The 25913-nt window shown below is 59.3% G+C and carries 24 protein-coding genes and 1 tRNA gene; 11 read left to right on the forward strand and 14 right to left on the reverse strand.

Going from position 1 to position 25913, the window contains the following annotated elements; genetic code table 11:
* Positions 1-67 precede the first annotated feature (67 nt).
* The 3 genes from K0B93_RS17495 (at position 68) to K0B93_RS17505 (ending at position 2776) form a co-directional block, all read left to right on the forward strand.
* A complete protein-coding gene (locus K0B93_RS17495; RefSeq protein WP_219868545.1) occupies positions 68-805 on the forward strand; it encodes an START domain-containing protein in 738 nt (245 codons plus the stop codon).
* Between the two features lie 69 nt (positions 806-874).
* The gene (locus K0B93_RS17500) at positions 875-1366 is read left to right on the forward strand and encodes an HPP family protein (protein ID WP_219868546.1); all 492 of its coding nucleotides are present in this window, start codon (positions 875-877) and stop codon (positions 1364-1366) included.
* Positions 1367-1390: 24 nt separating this feature from the next.
* Positions 1391-2776: a PhoH family protein gene (locus K0B93_RS17505; RefSeq protein WP_416383217.1), complete on the forward strand. Its 1386-nt coding sequence runs from the start codon at positions 1391-1393 to the stop codon at positions 2774-2776.
* Positions 2777-2824: 48 nt separating this feature from the next.
* On the opposite strand, the gene K0B93_RS17510 is transcribed toward K0B93_RS17505, so the two are convergent.
* The 10 genes from K0B93_RS17510 to K0B93_RS17555 form a co-directional block, all read right to left on the reverse strand.
* Positions 2825-4177: a sigma-54-dependent transcriptional regulator gene (locus K0B93_RS17510; RefSeq protein ID WP_219868547.1), complete on the reverse strand. Its 1353-nt coding sequence runs from the start codon at positions 4175-4177 to the stop codon at positions 2825-2827.
* Positions 4174-5988 (reverse strand): sensor histidine kinase, encoded by a 1815-nt coding sequence (locus K0B93_RS17515; protein WP_219868548.1) that lies wholly within the window; start codon positions 5986-5988, stop codon positions 4174-4176. The genes K0B93_RS17510 and K0B93_RS17515 overlap by 4 nt, the downstream gene beginning before the upstream one ends.
* A gap of 96 nt (positions 5989-6084) precedes the next feature.
* Positions 6085-8280 carry a TRAP transporter permease gene (locus K0B93_RS17520; protein ID WP_228743579.1) on the reverse strand — a complete coding sequence of 732 codons (2196 nt, stop codon included), beginning with the start codon at positions 8278-8280 and terminating at the stop codon, positions 6085-6087.
* Between the two features lie 92 nt (positions 8281-8372).
* Positions 8373-9350 carry a TAXI family TRAP transporter solute-binding subunit gene (locus tag K0B93_RS17525; protein ID WP_219868549.1) on the reverse strand — a complete coding sequence of 326 codons (978 nt, stop codon included), beginning with the start codon at positions 9348-9350 and terminating at the stop codon, positions 8373-8375.
* Positions 9351-9606: 256 nt separating this feature from the next.
* Positions 9607-10029 carry a secondary thiamine-phosphate synthase enzyme YjbQ gene (locus K0B93_RS17530; protein WP_219868550.1) on the reverse strand — a complete coding sequence of 141 codons (423 nt, stop codon included), beginning with the start codon at positions 10027-10029 and terminating at the stop codon, positions 9607-9609.
* A 14-nt stretch (positions 10030-10043) separates the two neighbouring features.
* Positions 10044-11108 carry a succinylglutamate desuccinylase/aspartoacylase family protein gene (locus tag K0B93_RS17535; protein ID WP_219868551.1) on the reverse strand — a complete coding sequence of 355 codons (1065 nt, stop codon included), beginning with the start codon at positions 11106-11108 and terminating at the stop codon, positions 10044-10046.
* A gap of 3 nt (positions 11109-11111) precedes the next feature.
* Entirely contained in the window at positions 11112-12017 is a 906-nt protein-coding gene (rimK, locus tag K0B93_RS17540; RefSeq protein WP_219868552.1) for a 30S ribosomal protein S6--L-glutamate ligase, read from the reverse strand.
* Positions 12014-12511, reverse strand: a complete 498-nt coding sequence (locus K0B93_RS17545; protein ID WP_219868553.1) for an ATP-dependent zinc protease — start codon at positions 12509-12511, stop codon at positions 12014-12016. The genes rimK and K0B93_RS17545 overlap by 4 nt, the downstream gene beginning before the upstream one ends.
* Entirely contained in the window at positions 12492-13352 is an 861-nt protein-coding gene (locus K0B93_RS17550) for a mechanosensitive ion channel family protein (RefSeq protein WP_219868686.1), read from the reverse strand. The genes K0B93_RS17545 and K0B93_RS17550 overlap by 20 nt, the downstream gene beginning before the upstream one ends.
* A 47-nt stretch (positions 13353-13399) precedes the next feature.
* A complete protein-coding gene (locus K0B93_RS17555; protein ID WP_219868554.1) occupies positions 13400-14209 on the reverse strand; it encodes a hypothetical protein in 810 nt (269 codons plus the stop codon).
* Positions 14210-14364: 155 nt separating this feature from the next.
* On the opposite strand from K0B93_RS17555, the gene phrB reads away from it, so the two are divergent.
* On the forward strand, positions 14365-15765 hold the full coding sequence (phrB, locus tag K0B93_RS17560; RefSeq protein WP_219868555.1) for a deoxyribodipyrimidine photo-lyase: 1401 nt from the start codon (positions 14365-14367) through the stop codon (positions 15763-15765).
* 132 nt (positions 15766-15897) lie between these two features.
* Here phrB and K0B93_RS17565 read toward each other — a convergent pair whose 3' ends face one another.
* From K0B93_RS17565 to hemA, 4 genes are read right to left on the reverse strand one after another with little or no spacing between them, the layout of a single operon-like run.
* Complete coding sequence (locus K0B93_RS17565; protein WP_219868556.1) at positions 15898-16647, reverse strand: HesA/MoeB/ThiF family protein; 750 nt, start codon at positions 16645-16647, stop codon at positions 15898-15900.
* On the reverse strand, positions 16637-17527 hold the full coding sequence (gene prmC / locus K0B93_RS17570; RefSeq protein ID WP_219868557.1) for a peptide chain release factor N(5)-glutamine methyltransferase: 891 nt from the start codon (positions 17525-17527) through the stop codon (positions 16637-16639). The genes K0B93_RS17565 and prmC overlap by 11 nt, the downstream gene beginning before the upstream one ends.
* Entirely contained in the window at positions 17517-18605 is a 1089-nt protein-coding gene (prfA, locus tag K0B93_RS17575) for a peptide chain release factor 1 (protein WP_219868558.1), read from the reverse strand. Before prfA ends, prmC begins: the two co-directional genes overlap by 11 nt.
* Complete coding sequence (hemA, locus tag K0B93_RS17580; protein ID WP_219868559.1) at positions 18602-19891, reverse strand: glutamyl-tRNA reductase; 1290 nt, start codon at positions 19889-19891, stop codon at positions 18602-18604. The genes prfA and hemA overlap by 4 nt, the downstream gene beginning before the upstream one ends.
* Positions 19892-20127: 236 nt before the next feature.
* Here hemA and K0B93_RS17585 point away from each other — a divergent pair, with 236 nt between their 5' ends.
* From K0B93_RS17585 to pth, 7 genes are all read left to right on the forward strand, one after another.
* Positions 20128-21873 carry a tetratricopeptide repeat protein gene (locus K0B93_RS17585; RefSeq protein ID WP_219868560.1) on the forward strand — a complete coding sequence of 582 codons (1746 nt, stop codon included), beginning with the start codon at positions 20128-20130 and terminating at the stop codon, positions 21871-21873.
* Positions 21873-22514, forward strand: a complete 642-nt coding sequence (gene lolB, locus K0B93_RS17590; RefSeq protein WP_219868561.1) for a lipoprotein insertase outer membrane protein LolB — start codon at positions 21873-21875, stop codon at positions 22512-22514. Before K0B93_RS17585 ends, lolB begins: the two co-directional genes overlap by 1 nt.
* Positions 22487-23374 carry a 4-(cytidine 5'-diphospho)-2-C-methyl-D-erythritol kinase gene (gene ispE, locus K0B93_RS17595; RefSeq protein WP_219868562.1) on the forward strand — a complete coding sequence of 296 codons (888 nt, stop codon included), beginning with the start codon at positions 22487-22489 and terminating at the stop codon, positions 23372-23374. The genes lolB and ispE overlap by 28 nt, the downstream gene beginning before the upstream one ends.
* A 19-nt stretch (positions 23375-23393) precedes the next feature.
* Positions 23394-23468: transfer RNA gene (locus K0B93_RS17600), tRNA-Gln, on the forward strand.
* 52 nt (positions 23469-23520) lie between these two features.
* Positions 23521-24471, forward strand: a complete 951-nt coding sequence (locus K0B93_RS17605) for a ribose-phosphate pyrophosphokinase (protein WP_219868563.1) — start codon at positions 23521-23523, stop codon at positions 24469-24471.
* Between the two features lie 166 nt (positions 24472-24637).
* Entirely contained in the window at positions 24638-25288 is a 651-nt protein-coding gene (locus K0B93_RS17610) for a 50S ribosomal protein L25/general stress protein Ctc (RefSeq protein WP_219868564.1), read from the forward strand.
* 21 nt (positions 25289-25309) lie between these two features.
* On the forward strand, positions 25310-25900 hold the full coding sequence (pth, locus tag K0B93_RS17615; RefSeq protein ID WP_219868565.1) for an aminoacyl-tRNA hydrolase: 591 nt from the start codon (positions 25310-25312) through the stop codon (positions 25898-25900).
* The last annotated feature ends 13 nt before the right edge of the window (positions 25901-25913 follow it).

Here is a 25913-nt window from a genome sequence, read left to right on the forward strand (position 1 = left end):
TTCCGTGGCCTTATCCATTAAAGCGTCATGCTAGACTCGGGCCACCATCGTTAAGGAAGTTTACCCTATGAGAAAGACCGGAGCCCACCGATTTACGGGCCTGGCCTCAGCCATCAGCGGCGGCCTCTGTGCCCTGCTGGTTACCGCCCTCGCAGCAGCCCATGCCCGGGCGGAACTGCCGGCCGAGGATGCGGATGGCTGGAGCCTGCGCAAGGAAGCCGACAGTATTCGCGTCTACACGATTGACCGGAACGATTCCAGCTTCAAGGCCTTCAAGGCGGAGGCCGTTCTGGACGCGCCCATCGAGAACCTGATGGCCGTGATGATGAACCCGCAGTCCTGTATCGAGTGGGTCCACAACTGCACCGAGTCCTACGCTTTCGGTAAGGGCAACTTTCATGACCGGTACGCCTATTCGGTCAACGACATGCCCTGGCCAGTAACCGACCGGGACTACGTTCTGCGCATACGGACCCGAGGCAACCAGGCGTCCGGCGAGATCATCATGGATCTGAATGCCACCCCGAACCAGCGCGCCGAATTCAACACCCGGGTTCGGGTAGACCGCTCGGACACCCTGTACCGGTTTATCCCGGAAGGTGACAAGACCCGCATGATCTGGTTGCAGCACACCGATCCCAACGGGGCCCTTCCGGGCTGGCTGGTCAATTCCCTGCTGGTGGACATCCCGGTCCGCTCGCTGCAGGCTCTCGAGCAGGTTGCCGGAAAAGATCGTTACCAGGGCTTTGAACTGGTCTATGATGAAACCGGACAGCTTGTGGATGTGCGCCGTTCCGGAAACTGAAGGGATGACGCACACCCACTGAAAGGCTAAGCTTGAGCCAAAGGACATTTCAGAGGCAGGCGCTATTCGATGACCGTTCTCGCTTACGAGATCATGACCCCGAGTATCAAGGCAGTACCCCAATCCTGGACCATGAACCGTCTGGCACGCTTCCTCACCGACAACGAAATTACCGGCAGCCCGGTTACCGACGAGAACGGTGACATTGTCGGCATCGCCACCCTCAAGGACATCACCGAATTCCGGTGGAACGCCAACCGTTCCGATAACGATGCCCGCCTCACGCCCGAGGAAGAGGAAGAAGCCCGTCGCCTGCGGATGGTCATTTTCGAGGAGATGGGCAAGGTTCCGGTCGAAGTCCGGGACATTATGACCCCCAGCGTTTTATCGGTTGACGAGCAGACGCCCGTGCGCGACATTGCGGATATCATGATGCGCGAGCACCTGCACCGGATCTTTGTCACGAGGGACTCAAAAATTACCGGTATCATAACGACTTACGATATGCTGAAGCTGATCTCGGACACGGAACTTACCCAACGCTGTACCCGTAACGACTGAGCCACCAGAGAGGTAGCGCCACCTATGCCCAGAGCACCGCAAGCTCGCAAAAAGATGTACGTCCTCGACACCAACGTCCTGATTCACGATCCCAACGCCCTCCTCAACTTTGAAGAACACGATGTCATCATTCCGATGACCGTCCTCGAAGAACTCGACAGTCTGAAATCCGGCAAGCAGGCGGTGGCTGCGGACTGCCGGCAGGCCATACGGAACATCGACAAGCTGCTTGGCGATGCCAGCCCGAAAGAGATAGAGAAAGGCGTTCCGATCGTACGGGGCAAGAAAGCGGATCCCCTGGGAAAACTGCTCATCCTGATGAGCACCGAGCATGTAGAATCCCACTCCCTGCCGGAACACCTGAACGACAACAAGATCATCAACACCCTGGCGGCCCTGCAGAACAAGCACAAGGCCCGGGACATTATCCTGGTGAGCAAAGACATCAACATGCGCCTGAAAGCGCGTGGCTTTGGTGTTGAAGCCCAAGACTATCATAATGATCAACTGCTCGATGACATCGACCTGTTGCCCAAGGGCTACCGGGAATTCCCCAACTCTTTCTGGGACACCATCGAGAAGGTTGAAACCATCCAGCGGGAAGGAATCACCGAGCACATCCTCAGGCGTGAAGGGGATCTGGCGCGGCTCAACATCAACGAGTTCGTCATTGATCAGCAGGGCTTTGTCGGCAAGGTTTCCGATCTCTCAGACACCCAGATAGTGATCCGGGATCTGCATCAGCACGACCTGATGAATGAAGAGGTGTGGGGACTGGTGCCAAGGGATGTGTATCAGGCCCTGGCCCTGAACCTGTTGCTGGATCCGGACGTTCACCTGGTGAACCTCACCGGTTCCGCCGGCTCGGGTAAAACCATCCTTGCCCTGGCCGCCTGCATCGAAATGACAGTCGCCTCCAAGCTTTACAAACGCATCATCGCCACGCGCTCCACCCAGGGACTGGACGAGGATATCGGTTTCCTGCCCGGCACCGAAGCCGAGAAGATGGAACCCTGGCTGGGCGCCATCGTCGATAACCTTGAGGCCCTGCACGAGGACGATGAGAACATGACCGCCAGTGTGGACTACATCCTCAGCAAGGTTCCGCTGCACTTCAAATCCATGAACTACATCCGTGGTCGCAGCTTCCAGCACAGTCTGATTATCATTGACGAGTCCCAGAACCTGACGCCACATCAGATCAAGACCATCATTACCCGGGCCGGCAACGGGTCCAAGGTGATCTGCCTGGGCAACCTGGCACAGATCGACACGCCTTACCTGAGCGCCCTGAGTTCGGGCCTGACCTACATGACGGAACGTTTCAAGAGCTTCCGACACGGCGCGCACATACACCTGCAGGGGGTGCCCCGCTCCGTGCTCGCGGAATTTGCCGAAGCCAATCTCTGAGGCAGAAACGAAAAACGGGGCCCAGGCCCCGTTTTTTTTGTATCGTTTTCAGTCTTTGAACTCGGCCTTGTCCAGGCCATGTTTTTTCATTTTGTCGTAGAGGGTCTTGCGGGCAATGCCGAGCTGGACCATGGTGTCCTTGATACTGCCATGGCAGGCATTCAGGGCACTGATGATGGCCGAGCGTTCGAAGCCATCCATCATCTCGGTGAGGGTTTGCCGGCCCGCAACATTGGCGGTGCCATCCCCGGCATTGCCATCAAGGGCTGCCGGACCCAGCAATACATAGCGTTCAGCCAGGTTACGCAACTCCCTCACATTACCGGGCCAGGAGTGTTGCATCAGCCGCGCTGCCTGACCGGCGTCCAGAGGCACGCTTTCCCGATCATAGCGTGCGGCGGCGATCAGCACGAAGTGGTGGAATAGCAGCGGAATATCTTCTTTGCGCTCCCGCAGTGGCGGGATATCCACCTTGACCACGTTCAGCCGGTAATAGAGATCCGAGCGGAACTCACCCTGATCGCTGAGCGCCTTCAGGTCGGCCTTCGTGGCGGCGATGATGCGGACGTCCACATCCTGCACCTGATTACTGCCCAGTCGCTCGACTTTTTGCTCCTCCAGTACCCGCAGCAGTTTGACCTGCAACGGCATCGGCATGCTCTCGAGCTCATCCAGGAAAAGGGTACCCTGATGGGCGTGTTCGATCTTTCCAATCCGGCGCTTGTCGGCACCGGTAAAGGCTCCGGCCTCGTGGCCAAAGAGCTCGCTTTCAATCAGGTTTTCCGGCACCGCACCGCAATTAATGGCCACAAAATTGTGGGCACTCCGGCGGCTGTTCTCATGAATGTAGCGGGCCAATGCATCCTTGCCCGCTCCGGTTTCGCCATGGAGCAGGATGTTGGCCGAGATATCCAGAACCGGATCGACCATTGCCATCACCTTCTGCATGGTTGGCGAATCCCCCAATATTCGGGGACCGGGCCGCGCCAGATGGCGTAACTGGGCCTTCAGGCGACGATTTTCCAGTGCCAGGTGGCGCTTCTCCAGGGCATGGCGCAGCAGCTCGATCAGCTCCTCGTGATCAAAGGGCTTCTCGATGAAATCGTAAGCCCCCTGCTGCATGGCGGAAACCGCCGTGCTGATGTCACCCTGCCCCGTAAGGATGATGACCGGAATGGCCTCGTCCACATCCCGAATCCGGTCCAGCATCTCAAGACCGTCCATCCCCGGCATGTTGTAATCACACAGCACCACACCTTCGTACTCCGGGGAAATCAGTTCCAGTGCCGAAGGCGCGTCCTCGAAACAGGCGACGGGCAACTCCTCCAGGGCGAAGGTCTGACTGATGGCCTGACGAATGTGCGGGTCGTCGTCAACAAAAATTACCGAAGGATCTGTCATTCCATGGCCTCCCGTTTTTTCAGGGTTAACACGAATTCCGCGCCCGGCCCGCCGGACCGGTTGTGGCCCGTCAATCGACCGCCGAGGGCGTCGACAATCTGCCGGGAAATGGACAGCCCGAGGCCAAGCCCCTGTTTCACCGATTTTGTGGTGAAGAAAGGCTCGAATATCTGCTCGGTGTTACCCGGCAAGCCAGAGCCATTGTCCCGGACAATGCACTGCCAGCTATCGCCATGATCCCTGATTTGAATGCTGACGCGGGGGTCTTCCCGCCCCTCTACGGCCTGCACCGCGTTGGCCATCAGGTTCACCATGACCTGTTCGATACGGATCAGGTCACCGTGACACATGACCGCCTGGTCCGGACGTTGCCAGTCTATATCAATACCCGTGCTGTTTTTCTGGGCGGTGATGATCTTCAGCGCCGCATCCACCGGCAAGCGCAGATCCACCACCGACGGTGGCCCCTCCGATTTCCGGGCAAACACTTTAAATTGCCGGGTCAGCTCCGCCATCTTGTCGCACAGGGTGACGATTTCCTGCAAGTTGGCATCCACCATCTCCGCGGCGCCCTTCTCAAGGAACTTGCGACTGTTCCGGGCGTAAGTCTGGATCGCAGTAAGCGGCTGGTTCATTTCATGGTTCAGACCCGCCGACATCTGGCCCAGGACCGCCAGCTTGGCTGCCTGAATCAGTTCCTGCTGGGTTTCCCTCAGCTCCGTCTGGGTGCGTTCCCGCTCCCGGATTTCCTCAAGCAACTGCTCGTTGGAACGCTCCAGATCGGCGGTTCGCTCCGCCACGCTGCGCTCCAGCTGCTCCCCCCTGAGTGCCAGCTCCGCTTCCCGACGGTAACGCTCCCGCAGGTAAAGCCAGGTGAGGAAGCCGCCACAGAAAATGGCAAGACCGCCCAGTACGAACCCAAGCCGGGTCCAGACTACCGGGCGGGTGCTCACCATGACCTGAAGGGTCCAGTCCAAGCGAGGCAGAGCGGTGCGAACACTGAGGTAGTCCCCGCCCCGGATCTCTTCCTGGATGCGGATTTTTTCAGACTGTTCGGAAAGACCCCAGGGCCGGCCAAGCAGCTCAATCTGAATCGGCGCAAGGTCGCGGTCGGGGTAGCGTTGTCGGGCTTCCTCATTCGCCTCCGGGCCGGTTTGAGGTTCGAAGTCCCGATACAGCCAGTTGGGTTTACTGGCCAGGAAGCTGACCCCTGACGGGTCCAGAACCACCATTTCCGCTTCGCTCAGGGAGGCGGGGCGGTGCCATTGGGATTCCAGTTCATGGACCAGTACCTTGACCGCAATGACGCCCAGTGTCGCTCCACGCGCATCCCGGATCGGGTGCGAAAAATACAGCCCCCGCACCCCCGACATCATGCCGAGCGCAAAATAGATTGCCGAATCACCTGAGTTCACCGCCTCAAAGAAATAGGGCCTGAAGGCATAGTTACTGCCCACAAAGCTGTCTTTCTGCTGGTAGTTGCTCGATGCGATCGTCAGGCCGGTTATGTCCATCAGGTAAACGTCAGAGCTACCAACGATGGTGGCCATGCGTTGCATTTCTTCGTTGGCCTGAAGAATGACCGTTCTGTCGTCCGGGTTTTCAAGCGCTTCGCCCAGCAACGGGTGCTCGGCCATCAGTTCTGGAATAGGCAGATAACGATTCAGCTCGTTGGCCACAAGCTGGCGGTAGCGGAAGGATTCCTCGAGGCTTTCCTGTTCAACCTGGCGATAGCCAACCCAGCCGCCCAACGTCCAGGACGCGACCAGGGTGATGACAAACAGTGCCAAAGCGCCAATCCGGTAGGGCATGGAAACCGGTTCCTGCAAAAGCCGCTAGAGTAGCGCCCGGAACCGGGCGGGACAACCACAAGGGATGCGATTGCCCCGCCCGACCCAGGCTCGGGGTCAGGCTATCGCCATTCCCAGCGCCCGCTGACGCTGCATGAAGAATGCGAGGACCGCCAGCCCGATGCCACCGAGATCGGTCCATCCACCCCCCTCGATCATCATCAGGGCGGCGACGATCAGCAGGATGCGGGTGGACCAGGGCGCCGAAACCCGGGCAAACCAGCCCAGGACTCCGCCAGACAGGATGTACACCCCGAAGGTGGCGGTAACCAGCGCCCGCGCAATCTCCAGCCACTCGGCTTCCATCAGCAGCGCCCCATTGTAGAAAAACATGAAGGGCACGATGAAGGCAGCGATGCCGATGCGGAAAGAGGCGACCGACGTCTCCATGGCGTTGGCGCCGGAAATGCCCGCGGCTGCATAGGAGGCCAGGGCTACCGGTGGGGTAATGGCGGACACAACCGCGAAGTAGAACACGAAGAAATGCGCCGTCAGTGGCTCAATGCCCAACTGGACGAGGCCCGGCGCAACGACGGATGCAGCCACCGCGTACGCGGCAGTGGTTGGCATGCCCATGCCCAGCAGAATGGAAATGAACATGGCGAACACCAGCGCCAGCAGGTTACTGGCGGCGGCGACATCCAGAAGCAGAACCGAGAAGCGCGCGCCAACGCCAGTCAGGGAAATCACCCCGACAATCACCCCGGCGGCGGCACAGACCACGATGATCTGAATGGCCATGTAGGAAGCAATTTCCAGGGCCCTCAAAATGGAAGCGATGCCCATCTTGTGCGGTGAAATCCAGCTCACGACCGCCGCAGACACGGTGGCCAGGGTACCTGCCCGGATCACGGAATAACCCTGGAACAGGGCCACGATCAGGATGACGATCGGCACAAACAGGTACGCCTGTTTCGCCAGCCGCTTCAGGTTCGGCAGCTCGTCTTCGCGCATGCCACGCATGCCTAGCTTCTTGGCTTCGAAATCCACCATGAAGTACACCGACGCGAAGTACAGGATGGCCGGGATAATCGCGGCAATGGCAATTTCGGTATACGGAATGCCAGTGATCTCGGCCATGATGAACGCGCCGGCGCCCATGATCGGTGGCATGATCTGGCCACCAGTCGAGGCTGCAGCTTCCACTGCACCTGCGGATTTCTTGCTGTAGCCAACCTTCTTCATCAGCGGGATGGTCAGGGAGCCGGTGGAGACCACGTTGCCGGCACTGGTGCCGTTGATCATGCCCATCAGGCCGGAAGCAAAGATCGCCACCTTGGCGGGCCCGCCCCGGGACCGTCCCGCCGCCGCAAATGCGAAGTTTACAAAGTAATCGCCTACCTTGGAGGCCTGCAGGAAGGCGGCAAAGATGATGAACAGGATAATGTAGGTGGAAGACACAGCCGTGGTCGGACCGAGGATGCCCGCGTCAGTATAGACCTGACTGAAGAAGCGCTGGACCGACAGCCCCGGATAGCCGAGAAAGCCCGGCAAGTAGGGACCGGCAAAGACGTAGATCAGGAAAACCAGCCCGATCACCACCAGCGCCATACCGGCCACGCGGCGGGTCAGCTCCATGATGAGTGCGGTACCCGCGATGGCCGCAAAGGAAATGCCGATCGGTGCAAACGATGTCCCCGTGGACATCCGCATACTGGTGTTATAGACCACGAGAAAATACGCTGCGACCGCCACGGAACACACAATCAGCACTAGGTCCGGAACACTGAACCGGGCCCTGTCGCGCTGATGGAACCAGCTCATGATGATACCGGTAGCCGTCGCCGCCAGTAGAGGCCAGCCAAACTGCCAGGTTTCGAGTTCGACAGGAATCCGCACGGTGCCGCCCTGCACCATCTGATAGAACGAATAGGTCTGGTACAACGCATAGAGCGCCGGCAGCAGGGCAACCGCACCAATCCAGGTGGTCCAGCGATGACGGGCCGGGCCTTCCTCAGCAGACACAAAACGGGCACCGGCATAGAGTATAAAACCGAGCACCAGGGCGCCGGCTATGTGCACGATGCGGAAAGACCAGGTCTCCAGCGGCGCGATGTTCAGGGTGTAAAGGTGGAATGCTGAATAGGCGATGGCCAGCAGCGTCACGAATTTCAGGAGCCCACCCTCAAACACTCGGCGATTGGCTTCAACCGGCTCTTCATCCACGTCGTGGGCGAGTATATGATCGTCATCGGGCATGGCATTCTCTGACGATTGGGTAGAACCGTCTTTGGGATATTGTTCTGTGGTCATGATAAACCCTGCTTACAGAAAAACCGGAATCGGCAGGTGGCCGACGGCACCGAGGCGGGCCGCAGGGGCGACCCTCCTCGATGCGATGGTTACTACTTGATCATGCTGTCTTCGATCGGGTAACCGTTCTCGTTGAACCAGCGAGCTGCACCGGGATGCCAGGGCAGGACATTGTTCTTGGTGTAATTCTCGGGAACGGAGTTCTGCGCTGCCTTGTGGATGGAGACCATCTTGTCGTTGTTCTCCATGGTCAGCTTGGTGATTTCATACACAAAGCTTTCCGGCATGTCGCAGTTCACCATGGCGAAGTTCCACATAGACACCACGCGGGACGGCTCGTTCAGGGACTGATAGGTGCTGGCCGGGATCACGAACTCGGAAACCGGAAAGTTGTTGATAACTTTCTTGGCCTCGGCATCGTTCATGCTGATGATATTCACATCGGTCTGGACCTCCAGCTGGCTGACCGCCGGAATCGGAATCCCCGCAGCAAACGCTACCACGTCAATCAGGCCGTCCTGCAGCTGACCGCCCAGATCGGACCAACTGCCATTGCGACGCTCAAAATCCACACCCAGGGTTTCCATCATGCGCGGGAAATAGGTGTCGGATGTGGAGCCCGCCGGACCGAAACCGATGGTGGCACCGTCAGGAATGTCGTCGATGGAGGTAATACCGGAACTGGACAGCGCGGTCACCGAGAACGGGGTTTCGTACATCGGGAACATGGCGCAGACGTTGTCCATTTTCATGCCGGGAGCCAGCGGGCTGTTGCCCTCCATAGATTCCCGGGCCGGGCCCATGGTGGTCAGGCCGAATTTCAGGTCGCCGGTGTGAACCAGTGCCATGTTCTGCATCGGACCGCCGGTGATTTCGGCACCGCCAGAAACATTCAGGTTTTCGGCAACGAAGTTGGCCCACCCTGAGCCATAGGCGAAGTAGGTTCCCCCCTGACTTGCGGTGCCAACGGTGAAGTTATCCGGCCATTCAGAACGGTCCTGGGCAACTGCAGGGTTTGCAACAACGAGAGTGGAGGCGAACGCCGCCGCCATTACAGCTTGGGTTTTCATAGAGAGTGCTCCCCGTTTCATTTTGTTTGTTGGGTGCTTGACGGAGCCTTGGGAACTCCGGTGGTACACAAGGGAGCAAAGAGCAGACCACATCCGAAAAATTCATTTAAAACAAGGGATTCCAGAAAATCATGGACCGTTTCTGGCGAAAAATGGGTGTAATCTCACCCATCTTTCAGGAGCAATGGGTGGAAATACACACCTGGTCGACTCGGGGAATGGGAACTGCGAGGGAGGACTGCATTAATCGGGCGGATTAACGACCCTGCAGGGTCGCCACCAGTCGACGCCCACCGGCACGATCCCGATGTTCACAGAGATAGATGCCCTGCCAGGTACCGAGCGCCAGCCGGCCGTGGTTGACCGGCAGCGTCAGGGAAGGGCCGATCAGAATGTTCTTGATGTGGGCCGGCATATCGTCCGGCCCTTCCATCACATGCTCGTAGTGTGGGGCGTTCTCGGGCACCATCACGTTGAAGTGCCGCTCAAGATCGCCGCGCACGTCGGGATCGGCGTTCTCGTTAACCGCCAGCGACGCGGACGTGTGCTGGATAAACAGATGCAACAGACCCACTTCGCAGGTGCTGAGGTCCGGCGACCGGGCAATGATCTGGTCCGTTACCAGGTGAAAGCCCCTCGGAAGCGGCGCCAAGTCAATAAATGTCTGCTCCCAGATCATAGCCGTCCTCGTGTTTATCTCTGCCGATCATCCCACGGGTGAACCGGAACCACATCGTCGCCAACATCACTCTCATAGCTACTCCGGAAATAATCCATGGCTTTTTCCGCCTCGCCGAGCTCGTCGAACCGGGCCACGTGATAAATCGCCTCGCCCTCGTTGACCAGCGGCAGGTTGTTCACGCAGATAACGATACCGGAGCAGGGTGACACCACGGCGGTTTCAGATTCTCCGAAGGGATCGGCGACCATCGCCAGCCGCTGCCCTTTTCGGACCTTCTGCCCCAGGCGGGCGACGGGCCTCATGATGCCGTCGATATCCGCCCTCACCCACAGGGAGTTGGCGGCGGTTTCCGACCGTTTTTTCGGTGCCTTCGGCCCCTTCTTGGCGGGCACCATTTCCAGTTCGCGCATCACCCGGATCACGCCCTTCACACCGCTGCCAATCACCACATCATCGAAACGCAGCGCCTCGCCTCCCTCAAAGGTAATCACCGGAATATCCTGTGAATCGGCATAGGCCCGAAGACTGCCCTCGCGCAGCCCGGCATTTATGATAATTGGGGCACCGAATGCTTCTGCCATTCGGACCGTTTCCGGATTTTTCAGTTCGGCCCGTATTTGCGGAAGGTTGAAACGGTGAATTGCTCCGGTGTGCAGGTCGATAATGTGCGTCACCTTCTCCATGATCTGGGTGCGCAACAGGTAGGCAATGCGCCCACCCAGCGAACCCGACTCACTACCCGGGAAACACCGGTTCAGGTCCCGCCGGTCCGGCAAATATCGGGTGCGCTGTACGAATCCGAAGATATTGACAATGGGTACCGCCACCAGCGTTCCTCGCAGGTGGCGCAGGGCGGAATTGGTCAGCACCCGCCGGACAATCTCGACGCCGTTGATTTCATCGCCATGAATGGCGCCGCAGACCATGAGCACGGGCCCGTCCCGGCGACCGTGGACCACTTCCACCGGGATATGCAGGGGGGTGTGGGTGTAGAGTTTGGCAACGGGGACTTCGACGGTTTCCCGGGTCCCGGCTTTGATCTGGTTTCCGGCTATCTCAAAGGGCGCACGGGCCATACATCAGCCCCTTCCCTTCGTTCTGGTTTTCCACGGCTGCTGATTCTTTTCAGTCCAGTTGATGATCATGCCGGCAACGTTTTTGCCGGTGGCGTTCTCAATCCCCTCAAGGCCCGGAGAAGAGTTCACCTCCATCACCAGGGGACCACGACTGGAACGCAGCAGATCCACACCCGCCACATTCAGGCCCATGGACTTAGCGGCCGTGATCGCGGTTCGACGCTCTTCGGGGGTAATACGCACCAGCGACGCGCTGCCGCCTCGGTGCAGGTTGGAACGGAACTCGCCCTCCGCTCCCTGTCGCTTCATCGCGGCGATCACCTTGTCACCAATGACGAAACACCGAATGTCGGCGCCACCGGCTTCCTTGATGAATTCCTGAACCAGAATGTCGGCCTTCAGGCCCATAAAGGCTTCGATGACGCTCTCGGCAGCTTTGCGGGTCTCGGCCAGCACCACACCAATGCCCTGGGTACCCTGCAGCAGCTTGATCACCACCGGTGCCCCTCCCACCATTTTCAGCAGCTCCGGCACGTTATCGGGCTTGTTGGCGAACCCCGTCACCGGCATCCCCACGCCTTTGCGGGCCAACAGCTGCAGGGAACGCAACTTGTCCCTCGAACGGGTAATGGCCACGGATTCGTTCACCGGGAATACACCCATCATCTCGAATTGGCGCAACACCGCCGTTCCGTAGAAAGTAACGGAGGCACCGATACGCGGGATAACGACATCGTAGTTCTCCAGCACTTCCTCGTGGTAGTGGATCTGGGGTTTGGCCGAGGTAATGTTCATGGAACAGTGCAGACAGTCAATCACCCGCACCTCATGTCCCCGATTGATGCCCTCTTCCACCAGACGACGGGTGGAATACAGGTTCTTGTTGCGCGACAAAACCGCAATTCTCATTTTTCAGTCCTTAGGGCCGGTTCACCGGCAAGATAAGAAGCTTCGGGGTAAACCACAGAGCGACCGGACATGGCGGTGCGCCCCAGCAGCATCCGGAAGCGCATGGAGTCCCGGTTGGTCAGTGTCATTTCAATGGGCCAGCTCTGATCACCCACCACCAGAGTGGTCTCAATCACCAGGCGGATTTCTTTGTGCCCGCCCGAGTCCGACACGTTGCGTTCATCCAGCACCTTGGCATCGCACTCCACAACATTGTGCATGTCATTCTGCACCGGGTGGACCCAGAACCGGACCCGGCGCTCGCCATTCTCGGTGTAGGGTTCCGTGCGGAAGGTATGCAGACACGAGGTGCGTGCGCCGGTATCCACCTTGGCCTTGATACGGCTGATATCCAGATCCGGGAGGGCGACCCACTCCCGCCAGCCAAGGCCTACCTTGTTTTCGTTGGGTTTAGGAGGGATCGGTTTGATCACTTCAACGGTCTTCGTCGACATCCAGTGGTTCCTTGTTAACAAGTGTCTCCGGCCCCAGCAGCTGCACACGGAAGGGCTCGGAATGGCTACCCGCATAGACACTGGTGTGCGGAAAAGGTATCTCGATGTTTTCCCGATCCAGCGCTTTCTTGATCGCCACCATGATACTGCTGCGCCCATCCAGCACTTTGTCCTTGGGTACCCAGAAGGAAAACTGCAGATCCACAGACGACGGTCCGAACGCGGTCACCAGCACAAATGGCTTGGGCTCCTCCAGGCAAACAGGGTTCTTTTCCGCCAGCCTTAACAACAGAGCTTCGACTCGTTCCACATCTTCAGCGTAGGCAATCCCCACCGTCAGGTCGAGCCTACGAATGGGAAACCGGGATCGGTTCACCACTCGCGTCTTGATCAGGGTCTCATTGGGAATACGCACGTACAGATTGTCCGGTGTGCGCAACTTCACGCTCAGCATGTCGATACCGACCACTTCGCCGAGGGTTGCGTCGACCTCGATCAAATCGCCAATTTCAAAGGGCTTCTCCACCAGCAGAAACAGGCCACTGATCATGTTGGACGCGGAGGTCTGGGAGGCAAAGCCGATGGCAACCGTCAGAATCCCTGCCGCGCCAAGTACCACATCGAGCGAGAATCCGGCTTCCCGGAGCGCGGCAAAGGCAAACAGCAAGACAATGAGATAGAACACCAGGCGGCGAACCATGACGGTATGGTGCCGGGTGCTCCTCTGGGACATGAAACGGGTGATGCTTCGGGCCGCCAGTGACGCCAGCACCAACCCGAGCAGCATCAGAAAAATCGAATTGACCCACGTTCCCCAGGCAACACCGTTGAGTACCGACATGGCGCCGGTTTGAATCTGCTCCAACAAGACTTCGACTCCCTAGGGGATTAACCAAACATTCGATCAAAGGCCCGGACAAGTCTGCCCCGGGCCATGTTTTCACGGGCCGGCCCGACTTGCCGACACGGACCGGCTTCCGCCAGCAGCGTGTGCTCCACGCGCAGGCTCGCCGAGTTCATTTCGGTTTCGCACTCCACCGTCACGCCGGGGGTCCATAACTGGCCCCGCTCATTCAGGTGCAGGGATAGCAACGGCGTCGGCAGGCTGAAACGCTCCAGCAGCAACGGTTCCTCGCGCCGGTTGACGATGGTCACGGGTGTAACTGCGCGCCAGGGCCGTTTAGGCACGGCTTCAAGGACCAGACGGGCATAGCTGGACGAGGAATAACACAGTTCCCCCTCCATGGTATTGCGCCCAACCCACGTCAATGACGGGACACCGAGGGGAACCTCGGTCAGCACGGTTTGCTCTTTGCCGACGCAGACTTTCATCCAGAGCACTGTACCAACGTAGATGACGCAGCTCCCGTCGGCTGGAATCGTGAGTGACTGATAGGGACGAATCACGGTAGGCAGGGCGGCAACAGCGGGGATGAATGTAACCGTTTCGGCTTCACCCGAGCGAATAAAACGCTGGAGCGGCACATCGGATGATGGCAGCGTATGACCAACGGTTTCAGTCCAGGTCACCGGATCGGTGTCCGGCTCCATCGTCTGGGCGCGAACCTGCCATTCCTGATCCAGCAGGGTCACCCAGAGGCGTACCTGCCCTAACTGGTGGTACTGGGTCTGCCCGGAAGCCAAGTGATAGGGCTGGGCCCATACGCCATCACGCCGCCCTTCGGTTTCGGATTCCATCTGCGCCACGTTTCTCCTTACAGTCTTGCGGGCAATTTCAACTTACTATAATCCAATCATGGCACCTCAGCGAATATCCAAGTCTGTGATTTTATTGAAACACTGGCATGTATTTACCCTTATGCCCGGATGCACAACGCGACACAGGACTTCCCATGAAACATCTGGTCTGGTTCCGGAACGACCTCCGGATTGCTGACAACCCTGCTCTCACTGCCGCCTGCAAGGAAGCATCCGAGTTACGCGCCTGTTTTCTAGTGACCCCAGAGCAATGGTTGGAGCACGACTGGTCGCCCGCGCGAGCGCAGTTTGTCATCGCTCACGCCAACGCGCTGTCCGAGGAACTCGCCAAACTGGGCATTCCGCTGACATTCATCATGGCCAAGCGATTCGAGGACAGCGTGGACCGGCTCGAGCAGTTCTGTCGCGACAACGACATTTCCCGGGTGCACCTCAACGAGGAGTACGGCGTCAACGAACGGCGACGGGACAAGGCTCTGAAACACCGGCTGGACAATCTGGACATCGGGGTCAGCAAGTATCGCGATCAGACCGTGGCACCGGTGGGCGAAATACTCACCCAGCAGCAGGAGCCCTATTCCGTTTTCACTCCCTTTTCGCGACGCTGGCGCAGTTGGGTCGAGGAAACCCAACCGGTTGCATTCCCGATCCCGCCGGCCCAGGGTACTCCAATCAACCCTGAACGGATGGACGACATCCCGGAGCCGTTCCGGGATGCACCACCGGCACTGGTGGAAACCGGTGAGGATGCGGCCCACAGCCAACTGGAGTCGTTCCTGGGCGAACGGGCCGGAGCTTACAAGAACGATCGCGACTTCCCCGCCATTGACGGCACCAGCCAGCTCTCCCCCTACCTGGCCAACGGCGTCCTTTCCGGCCGCCAGTGCCTCCTGGCCGCGCGTCAGGCCCAGGGCATGGGCGGCAACCAGGAAGGACTGATGACCTGGATCAACGAGATCGCCTGGCGGGATTTCTACATCAACATCCTGTACCACTATCCCCGGGTCAGTATGCATCGGGCGTTCAAGCCGGAAACCGAAGCCCTGGTGTGGAATACCCCGGGCGAGAAGTTTGAAGCCTGGAAGGCGGGGAATACCGGCATTCCCATCGTCGATGCAGCCATGCGCCAGTTGAATGAAACCGGCTGGATGCATAACCGCCTGCGCATGGTCACCGCCATGTTCCTGACCAAGAACCTGTTCATCGACTGGCGCCTGGGCGAAGCCTATTTCATGTCCAGGCTCGTGGACGGCTTCCTGGCGTCAAACAACGGTGGCTGGCAATGGAGCGCGTCAACGGGAACGGACGCCGCGCCCTATTTCCGGGTCTTCAATCCGGTGACCCAGAGCGAGCGCTTTGATCCGAAGGGCGATTTTATCCGCCAGTGGGTGCCCGAGCTGGCAAAGCTTGACGCCAAACGCATTCACGATCCCGGCAAAGGCGGCGTGATTCCCGGCGGTTATCCGAAACCGATCGTAGACCTGAAGGAAAGCCGGAAGGAGGCTATTGCGAAGTTTCAGGCATTAAAGGAGTGAATTCGGGACTGGTGCAACAGCGAACCGAAAGACCTCTCCAAAACACGCTGTGAATACCTCCCTGTCCGCTCGGCTCCGCCATCCATGGCTCCGCACGGTTTTGGAGAGGCCTTCCAGTCCGATGCTATCCGATTACGAAGGTCTGCATACAGGACATTCCGGATCCCGGGCCAGCTTCATCTCGCGCCACTGCATGTCCCAGGCATCCAGAATCAGAAGCCGGCCAATCAGCGGCCGGCCAACTCCGGAGATCACCTTGATTGCTTCCATCGCCTGGGCTGCTCCGATCATGCCCACAAGGGGCGCGATCACACCAGCCTCCGAGCAGGTCAGGTCCTCGTTGCCCTGCTCAGGGTAGAGGCAGTGGTAACAGGGGCTGCTTTCATCCCGGGAATCGTAAACTGATAACTGCCCCTCACCTCGAATAGCCGCACCGGATACCAGCGGCACGCCGGCGGCAACACAGGCGCGATTAAGGGCAAAACGGGTGGCAAAATTGTCACTGCAGTCCACCACCAGGCTGGCCTCTTCCACGGCCCGGTCCAGGGCATCGCCGTCCAGGCGCTGGTTCAGTGCGGTGACAGAAACCAGGGGGTTGATCCGGCGTACGCGGGCCGCCAGCGCCTCCGCCTTGGAGTCGCCCAGCTCCGACTGCTCGAAACCAATCTGGCGCTGGAGGTTTGCCAGCTCAATGTCATCATCATCCACGAGCGTCATCTGTCCGACGCCCGCAGCGCCCAGGTAAAGTGCTACCGGGCAGCCCAGGCCGCCGGCACCAAGAACCAGCACCCGGCCGGATTTCAGTTTTTCCTGGCCGGCCACGTCGAATCGGGGCATCAGTATTTGTCGGCTGTAGCGAAGCAGCTCGTCATCACTGAGCATCTTGGTCTCCTGTTTCCTGATCCGGCAAGGCAGCGCCCTGTGGCCACTGCCCCAGTGTCATTCGCTCTTGATTACCGTAGTCCTTCCGGCTTTCAACCGCCACGAATCCCCGGGCTTCGAACAGCGCACGAACCGCTGCGGCCTGGTCGAAACCGTGTTCCACCAGTAACCAGCCTCCTGCCTCGAGCCAGTCCGGGGATTCATTGATGATCACTCGCAGATCGTCCAGACCATCGGCACCGGACACGAGCGCCGAAGCCGGCTCAAAGCGGACATCGCCCTGTTCAAGGTGGTGGTCCTCGGCGGCAATATAAGGCGGGTTAGAGACGACCAGATCGAACGGCCCGCCGCTCAGCCCCCGAAACCAGGAACTCTGCGTCACACTGACCGGAAGGCCCAGTTCCCGGGCATTCCGCTGCGCCAGCTCCACCGCCTCTGGCACACAGTCGCAGGCGCTCACCTGCCATTCCCGGTGTTCGCTGGCCAGCGCCAGGGCAATGGCACCGGTGCCAGTCCCCAGATCCAGCACCCGGGCACTGACCGGAAGTGGCAGGCTGAGCGCTGCCTCTACCAGGCATTCGGTGTCGGGCCGGGGAATCAGCGTGGATGAACTGACGTGTAAAGGAAGGGACCAGAATTCCTGGTTTCCAAGCAGGTAGGCAACGGGTGTTCCGTTCACCCGTTTGGACACCAGTTCCTCGAATCGGGCCGCATGGGTGGCGGAAATCTCCTGCTCCGGCCAGGCCCGGAAACTGGTCCGGCCAAGCCGGGTTACGTGGCTCAGCAGCAGTTCCGCGTCCAGTCTCGGGGTTTCACCGGCAATACGTCGTGCCGCCTCCTGCAACAGGCTCTCACAGGTCAGTGAAGGTTTACTGGTCATCGGCAAGGGAGGCCAGGAGCTCAGTCTGATGTTCCTGCTGCAGAGGAACAATAACCGCATCCAGATCCCCGGACACGACCTCATCCAGCTTATACAGGGTAAGATTGATGCGGTGGTCGGTGACCCGGCCCTGGGGGAAGTTATAGGTACGGATACGCTCGGAACGGTCGCCACTGCCCACCAGGCTCTTGCGAGTCTCAGCCACCGATTTCTGCTGACGCTCTATCTCCGCATTCTGCAGCCGGGACGCCAGAAAACTCAGGGCCTTGGCGCGGTTCTTGTGCTGGGAACGCTCTTCCTGGCACTCCACCACGATACCCGTGGGCAGGTGTGTAATCCGGATGGCCGAGTCGGTCTTGTTGACGTGCTGACCACCGGCTCCCGATGCCCGGAAAGTGTCGACCCGGAGGTCGCCCTTGTTGATTTCCACGGCCTCGGCTTCATCTGCTTCCGGCATCACCGCCACCGTGCAGGCCGAGGTATGAATACGGCCCTGGGATTCGGTTTCCGGCACCCGCTGCACCCGATGGGCACCGGATTCGAACTTCATGGCACCGTAGACCCCTTCGCCGGCTACCCGGGCGATAATCTCCTTGTAGCCACCGTGCTCACCCTCACTCTCACTCAGGACCTCCACCTGCCAACGGCGGCGCTCGGCATACCGACTGTACATCCGGAACAGGTCGCCGGCGAAAATAGCGGCTTCGTCGCCGCCGGTACCGGCACGGATCTCCAGAAAGATACTCTTGCTGTCGTTGGGGTCCTTGGGCAGCATCAGGCGCTGCAATTCTTCGTCCAGCTCTTCGCTCTTATGCTGGGCCGCGTCCAATTCATCGGCGGCCATCTCACGCATGTCTGCGTCGCTGTCTTTCGCCAGCTCCCTGGCTTCCTCGATGTCATCGAGAGAACGGCGCCATGCCTCAAAGCAATGCACGATCGGTTCAATCTCCGAGAACTCCCGGGAAAGATCACGGAACTGGTTCTGATTGGAAATAACGGAGGGATCGCTGAGCAACGCGCTGACCTCCTCGAACCTGTCAGTGAGCTGTTCGAGGCGGGATTGGATCGATGGTTTCATAGTTTTTCCGGGGTGGTCGGCTCGTCTGCCTCAAGAACATCCAGCTGGTGCAATTCACGCAGCCATTCGGTCACCTCGGGACGCCCTTCGGTGGTCGCCTTGCGGACCTGAACCGACGGTTCATGCAGAAGTTTGTTGGTAAGGCCTCGAGCCAGACTGCGCAGTACCGTTTCCGGATCGCCGCCGTTGCGAAGCGTGCGCAGAGCTTTTTCAGTTTCGGTGTCGCGCAGGATTTCGGCGCGCTGACGGAACTGCTTGAGGGTAGATACGGCGTCCAGGGCACGTAGCTGGTTCAGGAAATCCTGCACGCCAGCGGCCACCAGGTTTTCGGCCTCCCGGGCGGCTCCCTCGCGAGACCGGATATTTTCTTCAATAACCAGGCGCAAATCGTCCACGGTATAAAGATAGACATCTGCCAAGGAGGCCACTTCCGGTTCAATGTCCCGGGGCACAGCGATATCCACCATGAAATAAGGCCTGTGCTTGCGCTTCTTCAACGCGCGCTCGACCGCCCCCTTGCCCAGAATCGGCAGGGGGCTGGCGGTCGAGGAGATGATGATGTCGACGTCAGTCAGGTGGTCGGGGATTTCCGAGAGCAGGATGCCCTTGCCGCCGTAGGACTGCGCCAGCTCCTGGGCCCGCTCCAGCGTGCGATTGGCAACCAGAAAGTCTTTCACCCCGGCGTCGGAAAGGTGTCGCGCCACCAGCTCAATGGTCTTGCCGGCACCGATCAGCAACGCCTTGTTGCGGGCCAAGTCCGCAAAGATGTGGTGTGCCATGCTGACGGCAGCGTAGGCCACCGACACCGGGTTTTCGCCGATCGCGGTCTGGGTGCGCACGCGTTTGGCCACCGAAAAGGTCTGCTCGAACAACCGGGACAGAAACGATCCGCTGGCGTCGTTTTCCCTGGCCAGGGCGTAGGCGTCTTTCAATTGGCCAAGAATCTGTGGCTCTCCCAGAACCATCGAATCCAGCCCCGCCGCTACCCGCATGACGTGCCGGACTGCGTCGGCATCGCGGTGCACATAAAGAGACTGTTCCAGCTCGGCGGCATCCAGATCATGGAATCCAGCGAGCCAGCGCAACACCGATGGGGCACAGTCGTCGTCGCCGGCGAGGTAGAGCTCGGTGCGGTTGCAGGTTGAGAGGATGGCCGCTTCAGACGCACCCGACGCAGCCCGCAACTCGGCAAACGCCTCGGCCATGCGCTCGGGCGTGAACGCAACGCGTTCGCGCAACTCGACCGGAGCGGTGCGATGATTGATTCCGAGCGTTACAAGTGCCATCTCGTAGGTGAACAACCTTATGCGAACAGGGGGTATTTGCCGACATTTTAACGGTCAGCGCCCTCCACTGCCACCCAAATGCCTGAGCGCTTCGGCAAGTGCGGACAGGTTGGGCAAGATCAGACGCTTATGCCATTATAGGGAACCGGCCGAGGCCACGAGCCGATCCAGCTCAAAAAAAGTAGCAGATTGGCAATTATTTCTGATGCGTTGTCGACAGATTCACGGGAAGTTGCATGCACAAATCCGCACCGTTTTTGGTTAGCTGCCTGATTGGCCTCTCTCTCGCAGGCTGTGCCGGCCTCACGGGCCCCAAGGAAGCACCGGACACAGAAGAGCCCGCCACTTCCAAGGCAGAAGCTCCCAGTGAAGACAGCATCCAGTACGCTGACTTCGAGCCGGAAGTTCTCTACCTTCTATTATCCGGAGAGATTGCCGCCCAGCGAGGCCGCTTCGACGTCACCCTAGTCAACTACCTGAAGGCGGCCCAGAAATCCCGGGACCCTGGCGTCATCGAACGCGCCATGCGGATTGCCCAGTCCCTGAACGGGGATAACGCCCAGAAGCAGCTTGCGGACCTCTGGCTCGAAGTCGATCCGGACAACCCGAAGGCGCTTCGGGTCTCCGCCATCCAGGCCGTGAAACGAAAAGAGCTGGACGTTGCCCTCGGCCACATGGAAAAAATCATGGATCAGGGTGGCGACGCGGATTTCGATAGTCTGGCCGCCTTGGCCGGCAACCTGCCCCCAGAAGAACAGCAGGAATTGCTCGTCCTCTATAAGGAACTGGCGGAACGTCATCCGTATTCGCCGGAACTGGAATACAGCATCGCCCTGCTTCTGAAAGCGATTGGCGATCCCGGGCAGGCACTCGACCGGCTCGACCCGTTGCTCGAGGCTCACCCCAACTTCCAGCCGGCAATCATCCTCAAAGGCGACCTATTGTACCAGGCGAATGCAAAACAACAGGCACTCGACTACCTGATGGTCAACACCCGCCGCTTCCCGGCCAATCGCCAGATGGGCACCCTGTATGGCCGGATGTTGATAGGCGAGGGCGAGTTACAGGCAGCCCAGGACGAATTCAACCGCCTGACCAAACAATACCCGAACAACCCGAGCCTGCTGCTCTCCCACGCACTGGTAGCCCTGGAGAACGGCCAGACCGATCTGGCAAAGAGAGAGCTGAAGAGCCTGGTCCAGCAAGGCCATCACACCAACGAGGCCAACTACTATCTGGGGCGCATCGAGGACGAAGCCGGCAATACCCAGCAGGCGATCGGCTACTATTCGGGTGTGACCCAGGGTAACTACTATTTCCCGGCGCTGGCCCGGACCAGCGCCCTGCTGGCTGCTGACGACCGACTCGATGAAGCGGTCGCCAACATTCGCAACCTCAAGGGAGCCAACCCCCAGCAGGCTGAGAACTTCTGGCTCCTGGAAGTGAACCTGCTGCTCGACCAGAATCAGCAACAGGATGCACTGGCAACCGCCACCGAAGCCCTGGAAGAACATCCCGACAACATCCAGATCCGTTACGCCCGCGCCATGCTGCTGGACACCCTCAATCAGCCAGGCCGCGCAGAGGATGACCTCAAACGGATCATTGACGAGGATCCCGGCAACGCGGTGGCACTGAACGCCCTGGGTTATATCCTGACCACCCGAACTGACCGACTCTCCGAAGCCCGCAATTACATTGAGCGCGCGCTGGCCCTGGACCCGGAGAACCCGGCCATTCTCGACAGCATGGGCTGGGTCCTTTTCCAGGAAGGGCAGCTCAAGCCGGCCCTGGATTATCTGGCCCGAGCCTGGTCGGCTTACCCGGACCCGGAAGTGGCCGCCCACTATGGCGAGGCACTGTGGACGAGCGGAGCCGAGGAACAGGCCCGCATCGTCTGGAAAGAAGGACTGAAGCAGGATGCCGATCACGATATCCTTCGGGAGACCATCCAGCGGCTGACCGATAACGGTGATCTTTGATGGTTCAATCGTTCCGCCTCTGGCTGATACTGTCACTGCTGGCTGTGCTGGGGGCCTGCACCACCATCCAGCTGGAACCGCTACCCGAGGGCATGACTGACCAGCCACCCGCAAACTGGGCTGAACGGAGCCAGCAGCTCAGCCGTTTCGATCACTGGCGCCTGATGGGTAAGCTGGCCGTGCGCCAGCCTTCGGACAGCGGCACGGCCCTGATCAACTATTGGATCCAGAACGGTGAAGCCTACGACCTGGCACTGTCTTCCTCCTTCCTCGGAATGGGCAGCACCACCCTCAAAGGCGTACCCGGCTTCATCGAGCTGACACTACCCAGCGGCGACACCTACCGCTCCGGAGACCCTGAAGCACTGGTGGCAGCCGCCACCGGATGGCAACTGCCCCTGAACCACCTGGTCTGGTGGATTCGCGGCCTACCTGCACCAGGTGACGATTTCCGACTGCTGTTTGATGAAAGCAGCCAGCTTGCCATGATTCGTCAGGCCGGCTGGGAAATCCGCTATGACCGGTGGCAGCAGTTCCTGCCCGACCACCCCACCCTGCCCGCGAAAATCACCGCCCTGAAGGACGACAAGCGTGTTCGCCTGGTTGTCAGTGAATGGAACCGGCACGAGGCGGAACAGTGACCGCCAGCCTTACCCTGCCGTCACCGGCCAAACTGAACCTGTTTCTCCACATCGTCGGCCGCCGGCCTGACGGCTACCACGAACTGCAGACCCTGTTTCAGTTTCTCGACTTTGGCGACGACATCACCTTCACCCTGACACCAGAGCAGCCCGGAATTCGCCTGACCGACTCGGTGTCCGGCGTACCGGACGACGAAAACCTGATCGTCCGGGCAGCCAAGGCGTTGGCAGCAAGCGTGTCCGGGCCGTTGCCCGGAGTCAATATCGGGGTCGCCAAACGCCTGCCCATGGGAGGCGGCCTAGGCGGAGGCAGCTCCAACGCCGCCACCACGCTGCTGGGCCTGAACCATCTCTGGCAATTGAACCTGCCCATTGATGAACTGGCCGAACTCGGGCTCGCCCTCGGCGCAGACGTTCCGGTATTCGTGCGGGGCCGCGCCGCGTTTGGCGAAAGCGTTGGCGAGAAGCTGACGCCCGCCAACCCGCCGGAGGACTGGTTCGTGATTCTGAAGCCCGCCTGCAACATCAATACTGGCAAGATTTTTTCCGAGGAAGGGTTGACAAGGAACACCCCGAGAATCAAAATAGCGCCCGCTTTTGAGGGAGACGCCTCGAGGTACCGAAACGACTGTGAGGATGTGGTTCGAAAACTGTATCCTGAGGTTAACCGAAGCCTGGAATGGCTTGCACAATTCGGACCTGCAAGATTAACCGGAACCGGGGCTTGCATATTTGGACGTTTCCCGACAGAATCCGCAGCCCGGATTATCTGGGAAAGCAAACCCTCCGGCGTCACGGGGTTCGTAGCTAAAGGGGTGAACAGTTCACCTCTACACAAAAAGCTAACAGAGCTGAAATGATGCCTAAAAAGCACGATACTGGGGTGTCGCCAAGTGGTAAGGCAACGGGTTTTGATCCCGTCATGCGCAGGTTCGAATCCTGCCACCCCAGCCACCTTTCTCCCGCTTCTTCTGAATCAAACGCCGATACTGAGAAGGATGCCGTCGTGTCCAAACTGATGATTTTCGCTGGCAATGCCAACCCCGAGCTTGCCAAAGCCATCGCGCAGAAACTCCACATTCCCATGGGTCAGGCCACTGTAGGTCGCTTCAGCGACGGCGAGACCACCGTTGAGATCAATGAGAATGTTCGCGGCCATGATGTTTTCATCATCCAGCCGACCTGCTACCCCACTAACGATAACCTGATGGAATTGATCGTGATGGCCGACGCACTTCGCCGTGCCTCCGCGACACGAGTCACTGCCGTTATCCCCTATTATGGATACGCGCGCCAGGATCGCCGGGTACGCTCAACACGGGTAGCTATCAGCGCCAAGGTCGTTGCAGACATGATCTCCAGCATCGGCGTGGATCGGGTCCTGACCGTCGACCTGCACGCTGACCAGATCCAGGGTTTCTTCGACATCCCGGTGGATAACATCTACGCCACCCCGGTCATGCTCGAAGACATCGAGAAGCAGCGCTTTGAGAACTTCGTTGTGGTGTCCCCCGATGTCGGTGGCGTTGTTCGCGCCCGCGCTGTGGCCAAGAAGCTGGACGATGCAGACCTCGCCATCATCGACAAGCGTCGGCCGAAGGCCAACGTGTCGCAGGTCATGCACATCATCGGTGACGTGAAAGACAAGACCTGCATCCTGGTCGACGACATCATTGATACCGCCGGCACCCTGTGTAAGGCAGCCAAAGCTCTGAAGGAGCATGGTGCGGCACGCGTAGTGGCCTATATCACCCACCCGGTTCTTTCTGGTCCGGCGATCGACAACATCAACGCCTCCGAGCTTGATGAGCTGGTAGTCTGCGATACCATTCCGGTGAGTGACAAAGCGAAGAATTGTGATAGAATCCGCGTCCTCGGAATGGCCGGTCTGCTCGCGGAGTCCATTCGCCGCGTCAGCAACGAAGAATCGATCAGCGCCATGTTCGACAATGCCTGAGCGAATTTAACGCTTTAGTTTTCAGGCAAAACAAGCAGTTATCGGGTCGGGAGCCTAATCAGGCTCCCGACTCTTTTAGTCAGTCGGAAAAATCCGGCTTTTCAGAAACATCACCTGATCCAACGCCTGGTCGCGGGCAGTTCAGGTGACGATTGAGGTTATTACCATGTCTCAGGAATTTGTTATCGAAGCATTTCCTCGTGACGATCAGGGGAGAGGTGCGAGCCGCCGCCTGCGTCGTGAGGAACGGAAAATCCCGGCCATCATCTACGGTGGCAAAAAGGATGCGACTCCGGTTGCCATCTGGCACAACGAGCTGAAGAAGGCTCTGGAGAACGAAGCATTCTTCTCTCACGTTCTGACCATTGAGCTGAACGGCAAGAAAGAAAGCGTGATCCTGAAGGATCTGCAGCGTCACCCGTACAAGCCTATCCTGACCCACGCTGACTTCCTGCGCGTAGACAAGGATCACGAGATCCACGTCAACGTACCGCTGCACTTCATCAACGAAGAAACAGCACCGGCCATCAAGCTTCAGGGCGGCGTTGCCAACCACCAGATCAACGAAGTGGAAGTGATCTGTCTGCCGCAGAACCTGCCCGAGTTCATCGAAGTCGACATGAGTTCCGTTGACATGGACCAGGTAGTTCACCTGAGCGACCTGAAACTGCCGGAAGGCGTTCGTGTTGCAGCCCTGCTGCAGGGCGAAGATCACGACCTGCCGGTTGTCGCCATTCACAAGCCGCGCGGCGCCAAAGCTGACGAAGAAGCGGAAGAAGGTGAAGAAGGCGAAGAAGGCGGCGAAGAGAAGGAGTAAACACTCCGGGGGCAACGGCGAATGGCACAGGATATTGTCATGGTGGTCGGTCTGGGAAACCCCGGCCCTGACTACGAGAATACCCGCCACAATGCCGGCGCCCTGTTCGTCGAAGCGCTGGCCCGCCATGCGGGCCAGACGCTCCGCCCCGAAAAGAAATACCACGGGCTCTACGCCCGCATCCAGTTGCAAGGTCTTGACCTGCACCTGCTTAATCCCTCGACGTTTATGAACCGCAGCGGCCTGTCCATCAAGGCACTGGCGGACTTCTTCAAGATTGCTCCCGAACAGATCCTGGTTGCCCACGACGAACTCGACCTGCCTCCCGGTACCGCCAAGCTCAAGAAAGGCGGCGGCCACGGTGGCCACAACGGTCTGCGGGATACCATTGCCCATCTCGGCACCAGGGATTTCCAGCGTCTGCGCCTGGGTATCGGCCATCCCGGCGACAGCCGCAAGGTGACCGGCTTTGTACTGGGCCGGCTCGGCAAACGGGAAACCGAAGAGCTCAACGCGGTGTTCGACGAAGTCATGCGGGTGCTGCCGGATGCCGCCAGCGGCAAACTGGCCGCGGCCATGAACCGGCTGCACAGCTTCAAGCCCGCGCCCTGAGGGGGCATTTCCC

Source organism: Marinobacter sp. F4218 (genome assembly GCF_019443085.1).
Classification (GTDB): domain Bacteria; phylum Pseudomonadota; class Gammaproteobacteria; order Pseudomonadales; family Oleiphilaceae; genus Marinobacter; species Marinobacter albus.